Below are 14,887 nucleotides of genomic sequence, written 5' to 3'. Positions count from 1 at the left end.
GGTCAGACGGAGGCACCCGGGTCGTCGGGAAAGTTGCCGTTGTGAGCGTTGCGCGCATCGAGCCGGCGCTGGCGCCAAGCCCGGGGGTTCAGCAGCAGAATCGGCTTCGGAATGCGCAACGCGTACCCGGTCGGCAGAACCCAGCCGTAACGTTTGGCCAGCAGCGACAGCGCAGCGCCGCTGAGAATGGCCACGCCGGTGCCGACCGCCACGAATCCGAGCTGGCTCAGGATCACCATCTCGATGCTCGCGAGCAGGGCGCTCGTGGCGTAGAGCGTATTGCCGCCGAAGATCGTCGGCACCTTGAGCAGCATGATGTCGCGCACCATACCGCCGCCGACCGCGGTGATCATGCCGAGCAAAATGGCGGGCAGCCAACCGAGACCGGCATCGAGCGCCTTCTGCACCCCCACCGCCGCCCAGCACCCCACGGCGAACGCGTCAAGCAATAACAGGACGCGACGGGTCCAGCGACCGTTGAACGTCACGAAGAAGGCGATGACACCGCCGAGGATGGCAATAATCAGATAAGCCGGGTCGAGCAGTGCCGCCGGGCTGCCCTGCTGAAGCAGGGTGTCGCGGATCATGCCGCCGCCGAGCCCACTCATGATGGCAAGCACCACGAAGCCGACAATGTCGAGGCGGGCCGTGCGCGCGGCGACTCCGCCGAGAATGGCGTTGGCGAGCACGCCAGCCAGGTCCACGAAGCGGATTACCTCAAAAAGTGTCTCCGACTCAGTGTTCACTTGCCCCATTCTCTCTCATCTCGGCGCAGGCGACGGGCGCAATTACAGTTGAGCCATGAGGATCAACGCTTTTTCCGACGTGTGCCTGCGGATCGTCATGCTGCTGTGCGCGGCACCGCACGGCGTGACCTTCACCTCGCGAGTGGTCGCCGCCGAGGTCGGCACCCCCTACAACCACGTGAGCAAGGCGCTGTTGCGCCTGCGCGAGCTCGGCCTGGTCGAGGCCATTCGGGGGCGGAGCGGCGGCGTGCGCATCAGCCCGCTCGGGCGCGAAGTCACCGTGGGGGCACTCCTACGCCAGCTCGACACGCGCACCGACCTCGCCGCGTGCGAGTCGCCCAACGGTCCCTGCCCGTTATTGAGCGGATGCGGCCTCCGCAGCAGCCTGCGCCGGGCCAGGGAAGCCTTCTACCGCGAGCTAGATGACCTCGTCATCGCCGGCCTCCCGCACGGAAAGCCGAATGGACCGATCCTCGTGGAACTGGGATTGGTGCGCTAGGACTAAAGTCCCTTCTTTCTACGACTTGTAGAAAGCATCCGTTTAATTGGTATATCAAATGCTACTTTTGTAGAAGACGCCCACAAACGGGAGTCGGTCACACTGAAGGAGTATTCATGCTTTCGCCCCAGTCCCTCCCACTCATCGAAGCCACCCTGCCGCTGGTCGGTGAGCGGATGCCGCAGATCGCGAAGAACTTCTACAACCGCATGCTCACCGCTCACCCCGAATTGTTCGATGGGTTGTTCAGCCGCTCGAACCAGAGGAACGGCTCGCAGCAGCAGGCCCTCGCCGGCAGCATCGCCGTCTTCGCGACCCACCTGGTGCAGAACCCCGACACCACGCCGGAGGCCATGCTCTCCCGCATCGCCCACAAGCACATCTCCCTCGACATTCAACCCGAGCAGTACGACATCGTCTACAAATACCTCTTCGAGGGCATCGCCGACGAACTCAGCGATGTCATCACGGCCGAGATCGCCGCCGCCTGGACCGAGGTCTACTGGCTGATGGCTCACGCCCTGATCAAAATGGAGAAGGGCCTCTACGCCGGGCTGGCCAGCGACAAGCCGCTCGCCCCCTGGATCGTCGTGAAGAAGGAAGCGGCCGGAACCGACGCCGTCACGTTCACCCTCGAACCGGCCGACGACACCCCCGTGACGCCGGCCCTGCCTGGCCAGTACGTCAGCGTCACCGCCACCATGCCCGACGGTATCCGCCAGGTGCGTCAGTACTCCCTCTCGGCCGGCACGACCACGACCCGAGTCTTCACTACCAAACTCGACGCCGATGGCGAGGTCTCCCCCGTGCTGCACCGCGACGTGCAGGTCGGCGACACGCTCATCCTCTCCGTACCGTGCGGTGATATCACGCTCGATGCGGGCACCGGCCCGCTGATCCTCGCCTCGGCCGGAATCGGTTGCACGCCCAGCGCCTCCATCCTGCGTTCCCTGGTCGACACCGGCTCGAAGCGTGAGGTGCTCGTGCTGCACGCCGAGAGCAACCTCGAGCGTTGGGCGCTGCGCGACCAGATGAACGAGGACGTCGCCCTGCTGGAGGCGGCCGAACTCGAGCTCTGGCTGGAGATACCGAGCGAAGGCCACCACGAGGGCTTCATGTCGTTGGCGAACGTGACGATCCCGGAGGATGCCTCGGTGTATCTCTGCGGTCCCCTCCCGTTCATGCGCAGCCTGCGCTCCCAGGCGCTGAAGTCCGGCGTGCCGGCCGATCGCATCCACTATGAGATCTTCGGTCCCGACCTCTGGCTCGCCAACGCCTGACGCACCCATGACTCAACGTGGCGCGCCCACGCTAGGTTTGAACCGTGGACGCTAACGGTGGTATCGAGATAGAACGCAAGTTTGACGTCGACGAGCTGGCCGTGCTGCCTCGGTTGATCGACCTGCCCGGCGTGCAGGCCATCGCCGAGCCGGTGGTTCACGACCTCGAGGCCGTCTACTTCGACACGAACGATCTCGTACTCAGCGCAGCGCACATCACGCTGCGCCGACGGACCGGCGGCGACGACGCCGGGTGGCACCTCAAACTGCCCGAAGTCGCCGGCCGTCGCCGCGAGATTCACGCGCCCCTCGGCCGGCACGTTCAGGGTGGGTCAGGACACAGCGAAGGGGATGCCGTACCCGAGTCGCTCGCGCAACTCGTGCGGGTCTACGTGCGCGACTCCCCGCTCGTTACCGTGGCACGCCTCACCACCACCCGCTCCGTGCACGCTCTGATCGGCACGGGCGGCAAAACCCTCGCCGTACTCTGCGACGACCGGGTGCAGGCCGAACGGCTCGTTCACGGACCGGTCTCCGCGGCCTGGCGCGAATGGGAGATCGAGCTCGTCGACGCACCGGAGGACCTGCTCGACGCGGGGCAGGCCGTGCTCGCAGACGCCGGCATCCTCGTGTCTCGGCACGCGTCGAAACTGGCGCGCGCCCTCGGCGACCGATTCCCGGTGGGGCCGCCACAGAATCGGCAGCGCCCAACGCCCACAGCACCGGCCGGTAACGTCCTGCTGGCCAGCCTGGGCGAGCAAATCAGCGTCATTCGCACGCGGGACCCGGAAATTCGCCAGCACACGCCCGGCTCCGTGCACGCTATGCGCGTCGCCACCCGCCGGCTGCGCTCGATGCTAGCCACGTATGAATCCCTCGTCGTCCCGACTGCCGTGCAACACCTCCGCACCGAACTCGGCTGGCTCTCCGCCATGCTCGGCGGCTCCCGCGACGAAGAGGTGCTGCAACGGCGCCTCACCGGCCTGCTCGACCGCGAGGCCCCGGCTCTGCTTCTTGGCCCCATCCGCGACCGCCTGAGGACCCGCTCCGAAACGGATGCCGACACCGCCGCGCGAACGCTCGTCGCCGCCCTCGAGACCCACCGCTACTTTCGGCTGCTCGACGCCCTCGACGCCCTCGTCGCCACGCCACCGTTCACGGCCACGGCCGGTCAGGACGCCCGCGTGGTGGTACCCGACCTGGTCGCAAAGGAGTGGAAGAAGCTGCGCCGCGCCGTACGCCGCGCCGTGAAGACCGTGCCGGGGCCGGAACGCGACCTCGCCCTGCACGAGGTGCGCAAGCGCGCCAAACGGCTGCGCTACGCGGCCGAGACGGCGCATCCGCTCAACCCGAAGCGCGCAGCGCGGGTGAGCCGATTCGCTCAGAAACTGCAGACCGTTCTGGGAGACCAGCACGACAGCGTGATCGCCTGCGATCGCCTGCTGCGCCGTGGCGGGGTCGACGCCTACCTGCGCGGTGAGAACACCTTCAGCTACGGCCGCCTGCACGCCCTTGAGCAACAGAAGGCAGCGGATGCCGAGGCTCTGTTCTGGAAAGCCTGGTCGCACCGCCCCTGACAGTTCAGCTCCAGAGCGCCACGTGCACCTTGGAGCCGCGCCGGGCGACGCCGCGTGATCCACCCGGGGCGAGCATGGCCGCGGTCGCCTCGGCGGTCGTGACGAAGCGTTGCAGCGTTCGCGCGGCGGTCGACGCCCGTCCGTGATCGAGGGCGCTCGCGCACCACAGCCCGGCGATCGGCGTGTTCAGCACCGGCAACACCACGAGAGACCCGGCCGTGACCTCGGCCCGCACGATGTGCATGAACGCGAGCGTGATCCCCTCGCCGGCGCGAGCCGCGGCGAGGGCATCCGTTTCGCTGCTCAGCGGCACGATATCCGGAACACCGAGCGCGGAGGCAAGAAATGCTGCTGCCAGCCAGCCGCTCTCGGCCGTGAATTCTTCGACCCCGGCCGGACCGGTGAACCACGGCTCCCCCAGCAGGGCGGCGAGCGGCAACGGCTGCTGCCGCCGCCGGCCAAGCGGATGCCCCGGCGCGGCCACCAGCACCCGCTGGTAGCGCAGGAATGGCACGACTTCGAGCTGCGTCGCCTGCGGCGGTCGGGAGCCGAGCGCCACGTCGTAGGCGTGGTCCTGCAACAGCGACCCCACGTCATCGGCAGACTCGACGACCACGTCGATGCCGCCGGAATGGACAGGCATCCGGCGGGTGAACGCGTCGAGCAGCCGGCCGGCCGCGTGTTCGGCGAAGCCCGCGGTGGCGACCACGCGCAGGCTCGCCGCGGACTCCGCAGCGTGCGACACTTCCCAGCGCACCTGTTCGGCCAAGCCGACGATCTCCTGGGCGTGATCGGCGAGTGCCCGACCGCCGGCCGTCAAGGCGATCCCCGACCCCGACCGCCTGACCAGGGCGTCCCCGAGGTCGAGACGAAGCGCGGCGAGCGACGACGATACCGCCGGTTCGCTAATTCCGAGCACGGCCGCAGCGGCACGCAGCGACCCGAGTCGGGCCACGAGGGCAAAGGCCCTCAGCTGGTTCAGCGTCATTGTCACAGCTCATAACCTTTCGCTTAGGTCGATAGTGACAGCCACGGGAGCGTGGAGCAAGCTGCGGCCCACAACGATGTCGCGCAACGATACGCGGTGCCGGTCAGGCCGGCCTCGTCAGGCGTCCGTGTCCCACTGGGTGCCGTCGAGGTCGCCGCGCAGCGTTCCGGTGGCCTCATCGACAGCCTCTCCGACAGTGCCCGCGAACCGCTCGGGAGGAAACCGCTCGCTCAATCCGTAGTCACGCAAGTGGTCTTTCACCGGGCCTTTCATCTCGGCAAAGACGAGCGTGATGCCGCGGGAAGCCAGAAAATCGTCGAGTTCGAGCAGTTCCTCTGCGGCGGTCGTGTCGATGTCAGTAATGGGCTCCGCCGCGAGGATGACCGTGTGTACCCCGCTACCGGCAGCCGCGACCGTGGCCCGCACATAGTCGTCGAAGATCCCCCCGTTAGCGAAGAAGAGCGGCGCGTCGAAGCGAACGATGACGATGCCGGGTAGTCGTTCGCCCTCGGGATGCCGCGACAGGTCGTGGTAGCCGCGAAGACCGCGGATCCGGCCAAGTTCGGCCCGGTACGGTTGCCAGGCCTGGCTGACGAATGCGCCGAGCGAGAGAATGATTGCCACGACGATACCCTCGATCACGCCGACCACCAGCACCCCGAGAAAGGCCGCGAGCGAGAGCATCGCGTCGACCCTGTTCATGCGCACCAGGGCGATAAACCCTTTCACGTCGACGAGCCCGGCAGCGGCGACGATGACGACCGCGGCGATCGCCGCCGAGGGCAGGAAATCCGTGAGACCGGGCGCGAACAGCATGAAGGCCAAAACGAGGGCGGCGCCAACAACTCCGGTGAGCTGGGAGCGAGCCCCCGCCTTCTCGGCGACGGGGGTGCGCGAGGACGACGCCGAGACGGGGAATCCACCGAGCAGTCCGCTCGCGATGTTCGACGCACCAATCGCCCTCATTTCCTGGCTGCCGTTGACATTCTCACCCCGGCGGGCCGCAAACGATCGCGAGAGCACAGCGGTGTCGGCGAAGGCGATGAGCGCGATGCCCAGCGCCGGAGCCACCAAACCCGCCGCATCTGCCCACTGCAAACCGCCGAGCGCGGGTGCGGGGAGGCCCCGGGGAAGCGCACCGACGACGGGCAGGGCATCCTGCAGCCCGAAGACCGCGGTCACCGCTGTCGCGAGTACGACCGCCGCGAGCACGCCCGGAATCCGGGTTTTGCGCCATGAGAGGACGACAATAACGGCCAGCGAGCCAAGGCCGAAAAGCGTCGCGGTCAGGTTGACCTGACCCCCGGCAATTCCGACGAATATCCCGATCGCGTCGCGAAGCGCCGAGCCCGCTGTGCTGGAGAAACCGAAAAGGGTGGGCAGCTGCGAAACGATGACCAACACGGCGAGAGCGTTGAGGTAGCCAACGCGGATAGGTTTGGAGAGCAGGTCGGTCACGAACCCGAGGCGCAGAATGCCACCAAGCGCGAGAATCAATCCGACCATGATGGCCAGGAGCCCGGCGAGACCGACTGCGCGCGCATCATCGCCGAGAGCGAGAGGCACGATCGCGGCCGCGATGATCGGTGCCAGTGCCGAATCGGGGCCGAGCACGAGGATGCGCGACGGTCCGAAGACGGCATAGGCAGCCAGGGGGATGATCGTGGCGTATAGGCCCGATGCCGGCGGAAGCCCCGCCACCTCGGCGTAGCCGATGCCGACCGGTATGAGGAGAGCGGTAAGCACGACGCCCGCCCGCAGATCGGGGAGTAGCCAGGCGCGCCGGTAACCGAGCGCCGTATCGATTCCCGGCACCCACCTTCGCAGCCACTTGGCAGCCATTCCTTCCTCTCCGGCCCCATCTTGGTGCCTGACTGGTTCGTGCGTCTCGCGAAATAAATAGCGAGGGCATACGCTCATAACCTTTCGCTTAGGTCGATGTTGACAGCCGCGGGAGCGGGGAGCAAGCTGTGGCACGACAGTGTCGCGCGACGATGCGCGGTGCCGTGGAACCTTCTTTCGTGAGGAGAAGCCCGTGCAGATTCCGGCTCCGTTCGATTACGTTCGTGCCAGTTCGGTTGACAATGCCCTCGCCCTGCTTGATCGCCACGGGGCCGAATCCCGGGTGGTCGCCGGCGGTCACAGCCTGCTTCCCATGATGAAGCTGCGCCTCGCCCGGCCCGACTGGCTCATCGACATCAACGACCTGTTCGAGCTGGACTATCTGCTGGTCGATGGACCGGTGATGCGCATCGGCGCCATGACCCGGCACACGACCCTGCTCGAATCCGACGACGTTCGGCGCCTGTTCCCCATCATCTGTGACGCCGAACGCGTCATCGCCGACCCGATCGTGCGCAACCGCGGCACCATCGGCGGCTCGCTCTGCCAGGCCGACCCGGCCGAAGACCTCTCCACGGTGTGCCACGTTCTCGAAGCGGTGGCCGTCGTGCGCGGGCCGGCCGGTGAGCGAATGCTGTCCATGGCCGAGTTCCACCGCGGCCCGTACGAGACCGCCGTCGCCCAGAACGAACTGCTCATTGAGGTTCGCGTTCCCATTCGGGCCGGCTCCGGCAGCGCCTACGAAAAGGTCGAACGGCGCGTCGGAGACTGGGCTGTCGCCGCGGCCGGCGCGAGCGTGACGCTCGCGGGCGACGGCACTATCAGCCAGGTGGCCGTCGGTCTCACCGCGGTCGGACTCGACCACAACGTGACCGAGGTCGAAGCGATACTCGTCGGCCAGGCACCCGCTGAAACGCTCTTCATCGAAGCCGGGCGTCTGGCGTCACTCGCCTGCGACCCCCTCGCCGACCAACGCGGACCGATCGATTACAAGCGGCACCTCGCCGACGAACTGACCCGCCGTGTGCTCCGGGTCTCGTGCAGCCGCGCCGCGGCATCCGTTTCCGACATCACGATTTAGGAGTTGAACCCGATGCAGATCAGCATGACCATCAACGGCACCGACGTCACCCGCGAAATCGAACCGCGCGTGCTGCTCGTGCACTTCATCCGCGACGACCTGCGGCTCACCGGAACACACTGGGGCTGCGACACCACCAACTGCGGCACCTGCGTCGTGCTGATGGACGGCCAGCCGGTGAAATCCTGCACCGTTCTCGCCGCCATGGCCGACGGGCACACGATCACAACCGTGGAGGGACTCGCCAACGGCGCCACCCTCGACCCGGTGCAGCAGGGCTTCATGGAGGAACACGGCCTGCAATGCGGTTTCTGCACCCCCGGCATGATGCTCACCGCCCGCGCCCTGCTCGACCACAACCCGCATCCTGAACCTCTCGAGATACGCGAGGCCATCTCCGGGCAAATCTGCCGCTGCACCGGCTACGCGACCATCGTGCGGTCAATCCAGTGGGCCGCCGAGCATCCCGCCGGTGCAGCCGCACAGACTACGGAAAAAGAGGTCCACGCATGACCATCCTCGAGGACCGTCCGTCGAACCCGGCCGCCGGCGACCACGATCGGCCCATCGGCCACGGCCGCATGCAGCGCAAGGAAGACCCGCGCTTCGTGCGCGGCAAGGGCCACTACATCGACGACATCGTGCTGCCCGGCATGCTGCACGGCGCCATCCTGCGCGCTCCCGTCGCCCACGCCCGGCTGGTCTCGATCGACACCACCGAGGCGCTCGCCCACCCCAAGGTGCTTGCCGTGATCACCGGCAGCGATCTGCAGGCCCTCGGACTGGCCTGGGCCCCGACACTCTCGATGGACGTGCAAGCCGTACTCGTCACCGACAAGGTACGTTTTCAGGGCCAGGAGGTCGCGTTCGTCGTCGCTGAAGACCGCTACGCCGCCCGCGACGCCCTCGAACTGATCGAGGTCGAGTACGACGTATTGCCGCCGGTCGTCGACGCCCGCAAGGCGATGGACCCGGGCGCTCCTGTCATTCGCGACGATCTCGAAGGCCGCACGGACAACCACATCTTCGATTGGGAAGCCGGCAACAAAGCCGAAACGGATGCAGTCTTCGCGAGCGCCGACGTCGTGGTGAAACAGGAGATCGTCTACCCGCGCGTGCACCCGGCGCCGATGGAAACCTGCGGTGCCGTCGCCGACTTCGACCCCATCGACGGCCGTCTCACCCTGTACGAGACGACGCAGGCGCCACACGCCCACCGCACACTGTTCGCGATGGTCTCCGGCATTCCCGAGCACAAGATTCGGGTGGTCTCTCCCGACATCGGCGGCGGGTTCGGTAACAAGGTCGGAATCTACCCGGGCTATATCCTCGCCGTCGTCGGCTCCATCGTCACCGGCAAACCGGTGAAATGGGTCGAGGACCGCTCCGAGAACCTCATGAGCACCTCGTTCGCCCGCGACTACATCATGCAGGGCGAGATCGCGGCAACCAAGGACGGCAAGATCCTGGCCCTGCGCACCAACGTACTCGCCGACCACGGCGCGTTCAACGCCACCGCCCAGCCCACCAAGTATCCGGCCGGGTTCTTTCACATCTTCACCGGCAGCTACGACCTCGCCGCAGCGCACTGCACCGTCACCGGCGTGTACACCAACAAGGCCCCGGGCGGGGTGGCCTATGCCTGTTCCTTTCGGGTCACCGAGGCGGTCTATCTGGTGGAGCGGATGGTCGACATCCTGGCCCGCAAGCTCGACATGGATCCAGCCGAGCTGCGGCTGAGAAATTTCATCAAGAAGGAGCAGTTCCCCTACGCCAACAAGACCGGCTGGGAATACGACTCCGGCGACTACGAACCCACCATGCGGCTGTCGATGAAGATGGCCGGCTACGACGAGCTGCGCCGCGAACAGAAGGAGAAACGCGAACGCGGCGAACTCATGGGCATCGGCATCTCGTTCTTCACCGAAACGGTCGGCGCCGGCCCGCGCAAGGACATGGACATTCTCGGTCTCGGCATGGCGGACGGCGCCGAACTGCGCATCCACCCCACCGGCAAAGCCGTCGTGCGCATCTCGGTGCAGAGCCAGGGTCAGGGTCACGAGACGACGTTCGCGCAGATCGTGGCGGAGGAGATCGGCATCCCGCCGGAGGACATCGACGTCGTGCACGGCGACACAGACCAGACGCCGTTCGGCCTCGGCACTTATGGCAGCCGGTCTACTCCGGTCAGTGGTGCCGCCGTGGCACTCGTCGCCCGCAAGGTGCGGGAGAAGGCTCGGTTCATCGCCGCGGCCATGCTCGAGACCCGGCCGGAAGACCTCGAGTGGGAGAAGGGCCGCTGGTTCGTCAAGGGCGATCCGAGCGTGGGCAAGACCATGGCCGAGATCGCGATGGGCGCCCACGGTACGGTCGCCCTGCCCGAGGGTATCGACGGCAATCTCGACGCCGAGGTCACCTACGATCCACCCAACCTCACCTTTCCATTCGGTGCCTATATCTGCGTCGTCGACGTCGACCCGGGCACCGGCCATGTCAAGGTGCGCCGCTTCATCGCCGTCGACGACTGCGGCACCCGCATCAATCCGATGATCATCGAGGGGCAGATTCATGGTGGCCTCACCGACGGTGTCGGCATGGCCCTCATGGAGATCATCGAGTTCGACGCGGAGGGCAACTGCCTCGGCGGCTCATTCATGGACTACCTCATCCCCACCGCCATGGAGGTGCCCGACTGGGAGACCGGCTTCACCGTGACCCCGTCGCCCCACCACCCGATCGGGGCGAAGGGCGTTGGCGAGTCGGCCACGGTCGGCTCACCGCCGGCCGTCGTCAATGCCGTCGTCGATGCCCTCGCCCCGTTCGGCGTCGTGCACATGGATATGCCCTGCACCCCCGCCCGGGTGTGGGAGGCTATGCAGGGCCGCACGAGACCGCCGGTGTAGCATGCAAGTCGCCCACTCGACCCGCGCACAAGAGCTCACCGAGAGCCGCGAACCGTTCGTGCACGCGACCGTGGTGCGCGCCCAGCGCCCCACGAGCGCGCACGCCGGCGACACGGCGCTCGTGCGGGCGACCGGCGAGATCGAAGGATTCGTCGGGGGAACGTGCGTGGAGGCATCCGTTCGCCTATACAGCCTGCAGGTACTGGAAAGCCGGCAGCCGCTGCTGCTCAAGGTCGTCGCCGGCGTGCCGTCGAGCACGGTGGAGGACGGTGCGGTCGAGGTATCCAACCCCTGTGTGAGCGGCGGGGCGATCGAGATCTTTCTTGAGCCGCGCATTCCGCTGCCGCGGCTGGTCGTCGTCGGCTCGACCCCCGATGCCGATGCGCTCGCCGCCCTGGCCCCGCTCGTCGGCTTCGTCCTCGTGCAGGCGGATGGCGCCTCCGCCATCCCGCAGACCGGTGACGCCGCCCTGATCGTCGCGTCGCACGGGCGTGACGAAGCGCCGGCCATGCTCGCAGCCCTGGCCGCCGGGGTGCCCTATGTCGCGCTCGTGGCAAGCCCGAAGCGCGGCGCTGCCGTGCTCGCCTCGCTCGACGTGTCGCCCGAGCAGCGCGCGCGGGTGTTCAGCCCGGCGGGCCTCGACCTCGGCGCCCGCACGCCCGGGGAGATCGCGGTGTCGATTTTTGCGCAGCTGGTGCAGGAGCGGGCCGGGCGCGGGCATCCGCTCGTCACGAAAGTGGCTGCGGAGGAGCGCGAGGTGGCAACCGAGGCAGCGGCCGAAGCGGCCGCGCTCGACCCGGTCTGCGGCATGACGGTGGCCGCGCTGCCCACATCGTTGCAGGTGGAGTACGACGGGACGAGCGTGTATTTTTGCTCGGCGGGCTGCCGCAGGGCCTTTCTCACGCATCCGGATCAGTATGCGACCGCGCGCTAGGGGCCCGGCTGGCCGGTCGCTGGGCCGACGATGGTGACCGTGCCCGAACTGGTACCGTCCGTCGGCGCGCTTCAGCGGGCCCTCGATGCCGAAGATTACCTCGCCGATGAGGGCCTCGCGACCGCCGTGTTTTTGGCCGTGCGCATGCGGCAGCCGCTTCTGCTCGAGGGCGAACCGGGGGTCGGCAAGACCGAGATCGCCAAGGCCCTCGCCCGGCTGCTCGATACCGAGCTCTTTCGGCTGCAGTGCTATGAGGGAATCAGCGCCGGGGAAGCGCTCTACGAGTGGAACTACCCACGGCAGCTGCTCGGCATTCGCCTAGCCGAAGCGCGCGGGGTCTCGCTGGCCGAAACGGAGTTGTTCGGCCGGGACTATCTGCTGCGTCGCCCGCTGTTACAGGCGATCGAGCACGCCGGCCCGCGGCCGGCGGTGCTGCTGCTCGACGAGATCGACCGGGCCGACGCCGAGTTCGAAGCCTTCACCTTCGAGCTGCTTGCCGAAGCGGCGGTCACCATTCCCGAGCTGGGAACCGTCACGGCGGAGCATCCGCCGATCGTGATTCTCACGAGCAATCGCACCCGCGACCTGCACGATGCCCTCACCCGGCGCTGCCTGTATCACTGGATCGACTACCCGGGGCCGGAGCGGATCGCGCAGATCGTGCGTCGCCGGGTGCCGGGCAGCTCGCAGGCCATTGCGACCGAGGCTGCGGCGGCGATCACCCGCCTGCGCTCGCTCGACCTCGTTAAGCCGCCGGGGATTGCTGAGGCCATCGATTGGGTGAGCGCGCTTTCCGTGCTCGGCATCGAGCGGCTGAGCGGTCGGGCCGTCGAGCAGACGTGGGGTTCCGTGCTGAAGAACCGGGACGACCTGGATCTCGCTGCCGCCCGCGGCGGTGCCTGGGTGGCGGAGGCCACGCATGGCTGACCGCGGTCTTCATCCACCGATCGAAACGGCCGCCCTCGCCGCCGGTCTCGGCACGGCCCTGCACCGGGCCGGCCTGCCGGTGTCGCCCGACCACGCAGCGCGGCTGGCCGAGGCGCTGCGGCTGGTCCCGCCGACCGAACGGGCCGCCCTGTACTGGGCCTGCCGCGTCGTGTTCGTCTCCCGGCAACAGCACCTCGCCCTCTTCGACGCGGTGTTCAGCGCCGTGTTCGACGGTCGGCTCGACCCGGCCGAGAATCGCGGTGACCCGACCGCTCCCCCCGCGATCGGCTCCGAGACGCGCACGAAGTCCACCCCACCGACCAACCGTCCAGCCGGCGCGCCAGAACCGCAGCCGGATCGGCCCCCGGCCCCGCTGCCCGGCACCGACTCTGCCGACAGCGAGAACGACGGCCCCGAGCGTGACGCGATCCTCGCCTTAGCCTCGGGTGATGAGCATCTGCACGAGATAGCGTTCGCGAACCTCGACCCCGACGAGCTGGCCCGCCTACGCCGGCTCGTCGCCCGCATCGTGCTGGCGACGCCGAGCCGGCTTAGCCGCCGCACGCATCCGTCGCGGCACAGTCGCGACCGGCTCGATGTGGCGCGCACCGTGCGGGCCGCGCAGCGCACCGGCGGCGACCCGATCACCCTGCACTATGCCCGTCGCCGCCCGAAACCGCGCCGCCTCGTGCTGCTCTGCGATGTGTCCGGCTCGATGGAGCCCTATACCCGGGTGTTCCTCACGCTGTTGCAGGGCGCGGCGTCCGGCGCCCAAGCCGAAGCCTTCGTCTTCTCGACGCGCCTCACCCGACTGACCCGCCAGCTGGCCATACGCGACCCGGATCAGGCGCTCGCGCAGGCATCCACCACCGCGACCGACTGGGCCGGCGGTACCCGGCTGGCCGCGAGCATCCGTCGGTTCATCGACGACTTCGGGCGGCGCGGGCTAGCTCGCGGAGCGGTGATCGTGCTGTTCTCCGACGGCTGGGCGCAGGACGACCCGGCCGACGTCGACGCCCAGATGGCGCGTTTGCGCCGACTCGCGCACCGCATCGTCTGGGTGAATCCGCGCAAAGCCGCCGCCGACTACGAGCCTTTGGTCGGCGGCATGGCCGCCGCCCTGCCCTACTGCGACGCGTTCGTCAGTGGCCACAGTTACGCGGCCCTCCTCGAGGTGGCGGCCGCGATTCGCGGCGACCCGGCGGCATCCGCTCGACCATCCGTAACCATCCAGCAGAGGACACCCTGATGCAACTCGACAGTACCTTCACCGTCATCGCCCCCGTCGACACGGTCTGGAACACCCTGATGGACTTCGAACGCGTTGCCGGCTGTGTGCCGGGCGCGCAGATTCTGAACAAGCTCTCCGACGACAACTACCAGGTCGGAATGAAGGTCAAGCTCGGCCCGGTGACTATGCAGTACCGCGGCCAGATGAACGTCGACGAACGCGACGCCGCGGGGCATCGCGCCGTCTTCTCCGGCAAGGCGCAGGAGACCCGCGGGCAGGGCACTGCCCAGGCCACGGTCACGCTCGTACTGGTCGAAGCCGACGGAGTCACCCAGGGCACGGTCAGCGCCGACCTGTCGCTGTCGGGCAAGGCGGCCGCCATGGGCAAGGGCGTCATCAGCAGCGTTACCGAGCAGATGATGGCCCTGTTCGCCGGCAACCTGCAGGGTTTGATCGAGAGCGGTGACGCAGCCGATTTAGGCGCCGAAACGGATGCCGCTGCGCCGGTCGGCGAGCACGTCGACGACCCCGAAACTCTCGCCCAGGCCGCCCCGCGGGCCGTCGCCGACCTGAGTGACGTTCCGCCCGGAAACGCCCCCGCCGCAGACACGCTGCCCAACGTCCAGGCGGATGCCGCGCCGCGGCGAGGACTGCCGCCGCGCCCGGTGCCTCCCGGCGTCGCGCCGTCGGGCGGGCACCGAGCCACGCCGCACCGGTCGACACCAGCCGCCGCGCCAAGTCTCGACGCGATGAGCCTCGTCAAGGGCGTCATCACCGACCAGCTAGCCGACCCGGTGAAACTTCTGGGGCTGCTGGCCACGGTAGCGTTCATCGCATACCGAATTGGTCGGCGCGCGTCCGGCCGCTGACCCACGACCG

The 14,887-nt window shown here is 67.9% G+C and carries 13 protein-coding genes; 10 read left to right on the top strand and 3 right to left on the bottom strand.

Features of this window, described 5'->3' with window-relative positions; translation table 11 throughout:
• Positions 1-2: 2 nt before the first annotated feature.
• Positions 3-746 carry a trimeric intracellular cation channel family protein gene (locus E3T47_RS03060; RefSeq protein WP_241981874.1) on the bottom strand — a complete coding sequence of 248 codons (744 nt, stop codon included), beginning with the start codon at positions 744-746 and terminating at the stop codon, positions 3-5.
• 55 nt (positions 747-801) lie between these two features.
• Here E3T47_RS03060 and E3T47_RS03055 point away from each other — a divergent pair, with 55 nt between their 5' ends.
• From E3T47_RS03055 to E3T47_RS03045, 3 genes are all read left to right on the top strand, one after another.
• Positions 802-1,245: an RrF2 family transcriptional regulator gene (locus E3T47_RS03055; RefSeq protein ID WP_134554143.1), complete on the top strand. Its 444-nt coding sequence runs from the start codon at positions 802-804 to the stop codon at positions 1,243-1,245.
• A 116-nt stretch (positions 1,246-1,361) separates the two neighbouring features.
• A complete protein-coding gene (locus E3T47_RS03050; RefSeq protein WP_134554142.1) occupies positions 1,362-2,525 on the top strand; it encodes a globin domain-containing protein in 1,164 nt (387 codons plus the stop codon).
• Positions 2,526-2,569: 44 nt separating this feature from the next.
• On the top strand, positions 2,570-4,102 hold the full coding sequence (locus tag E3T47_RS03045; protein ID WP_134554141.1) for a CYTH and CHAD domain-containing protein: 1,533 nt from the start codon (positions 2,570-2,572) through the stop codon (positions 4,100-4,102).
• A gap of 4 nt (positions 4,103-4,106) precedes the next feature.
• On the opposite strand, the gene E3T47_RS03040 is transcribed toward E3T47_RS03045, so the two are convergent.
• Positions 4,107-5,090 (bottom strand): LysR family transcriptional regulator, encoded by a 984-nt coding sequence (locus E3T47_RS03040; protein WP_134554284.1) that lies wholly within the window; start codon positions 5,088-5,090, stop codon positions 4,107-4,109.
• Positions 5,091-5,207: 117 nt separating this feature from the next.
• Positions 5,208-6,932 carry a SulP family inorganic anion transporter gene (locus E3T47_RS03035; RefSeq protein ID WP_134554140.1) on the bottom strand — a complete coding sequence of 575 codons (1,725 nt, stop codon included), beginning with the start codon at positions 6,930-6,932 and terminating at the stop codon, positions 5,208-5,210.
• A 193-nt stretch (positions 6,933-7,125) separates the two neighbouring features.
• Here E3T47_RS03035 and E3T47_RS03030 point away from each other — a divergent pair, with 193 nt between their 5' ends.
• From E3T47_RS03030 to E3T47_RS03000, 7 genes are read left to right on the top strand one after another with little or no spacing between them, the layout of a single operon-like run.
• Positions 7,126-8,013, top strand: coding sequence for an FAD binding domain-containing protein (locus tag E3T47_RS03030; RefSeq protein ID WP_134554139.1), 888 nt, complete (start codon positions 7,126-7,128; stop codon positions 8,011-8,013).
• 12 nt (positions 8,014-8,025) lie between these two features.
• A complete protein-coding gene (locus E3T47_RS03025; RefSeq protein ID WP_134554138.1) occupies positions 8,026-8,526 on the top strand; it encodes a (2Fe-2S)-binding protein in 501 nt (166 codons plus the stop codon).
• A complete protein-coding gene (locus tag E3T47_RS03020; protein ID WP_134554137.1) occupies positions 8,523-10,916 on the top strand; it encodes an aerobic carbon-monoxide dehydrogenase large subunit in 2,394 nt (797 codons plus the stop codon). Before E3T47_RS03025 ends, E3T47_RS03020 begins: the two co-directional genes overlap by 4 nt.
• Position 10,917: 1 nt before the next feature.
• The gene (locus E3T47_RS03015) at positions 10,918-11,850 is read left to right on the top strand and encodes an XdhC family protein (protein WP_134554136.1); all 933 of its coding nucleotides are present in this window, start codon (positions 10,918-10,920) and stop codon (positions 11,848-11,850) included.
• A gap of 30 nt (positions 11,851-11,880) precedes the next feature.
• Positions 11,881-12,777, top strand: coding sequence for an AAA family ATPase (locus E3T47_RS03010; protein ID WP_134554135.1), 897 nt, complete (start codon positions 11,881-11,883; stop codon positions 12,775-12,777).
• Positions 12,770-14,026, top strand: coding sequence for a vWA domain-containing protein (locus E3T47_RS03005; RefSeq protein ID WP_134554134.1), 1,257 nt, complete (start codon positions 12,770-12,772; stop codon positions 14,024-14,026). The genes E3T47_RS03010 and E3T47_RS03005 overlap by 8 nt, the downstream gene beginning before the upstream one ends.
• Complete coding sequence (locus E3T47_RS03000; protein ID WP_134554133.1) at positions 14,026-14,877, top strand: SRPBCC family protein; 852 nt, start codon at positions 14,026-14,028, stop codon at positions 14,875-14,877. The genes E3T47_RS03005 and E3T47_RS03000 overlap by 1 nt, the downstream gene beginning before the upstream one ends.
• Positions 14,878-14,887 lie beyond the last annotated feature (10 nt).

The organism is Cryobacterium ruanii (assembly GCF_004404055.1).
Classification (GTDB): Bacteria; Actinomycetota; Actinomycetes; order Actinomycetales; family Microbacteriaceae; genus Cryobacterium; species Cryobacterium ruanii.
Note: the sequence above shows the minus strand (reverse complement) of the source record. Positions and strands in the feature narration are given on the sequence as shown.

Excerpts from the sequence above, each read along its gene's own strand:
- E3T47_RS03055 (WP_134554143.1), top strand. The coding sequence starts at position 802 with ATGAGGATCAACGCTTTTTCCGACGTGTGCCTGCGGATCGTCATGCTG.
- E3T47_RS03050 (WP_134554142.1), top strand. The coding sequence starts at position 1,362 with ATGCTTTCGCCCCAGTCCCTCCCACTCATCGAAGCCACCCTGCCGCTG.
- E3T47_RS03040 (WP_134554284.1), bottom strand. The coding sequence starts at position 5,090 with ATGACGCTGAACCAGCTGAGGGCCTTTGCCCTCGTGGCCCGACTCGGG.
- E3T47_RS03035 (WP_134554140.1), bottom strand. The coding sequence starts at position 6,932 with ATGGCTGCCAAGTGGCTGCGAAGGTGGGTGCCGGGAATCGATACGGCG.
- E3T47_RS03025 (WP_134554138.1), top strand. The coding sequence starts at position 8,026 with ATGCAGATCAGCATGACCATCAACGGCACCGACGTCACCCGCGAAATC.
- E3T47_RS03020 (WP_134554137.1), top strand. The coding sequence starts at position 8,523 with ATGACCATCCTCGAGGACCGTCCGTCGAACCCGGCCGCCGGCGACCAC.
- E3T47_RS03015 (WP_134554136.1), top strand. The coding sequence starts at position 10,918 with ATGCAAGTCGCCCACTCGACCCGCGCACAAGAGCTCACCGAGAGCCGC.
- E3T47_RS03010 (WP_134554135.1), top strand. The coding sequence starts at position 11,881 with ATGGTGACCGTGCCCGAACTGGTACCGTCCGTCGGCGCGCTTCAGCGG.
- E3T47_RS03005 (WP_134554134.1), top strand. The coding sequence starts at position 12,770 with ATGGCTGACCGCGGTCTTCATCCACCGATCGAAACGGCCGCCCTCGCC.
- E3T47_RS03000 (WP_134554133.1), top strand. The coding sequence starts at position 14,026 with ATGCAACTCGACAGTACCTTCACCGTCATCGCCCCCGTCGACACGGTC.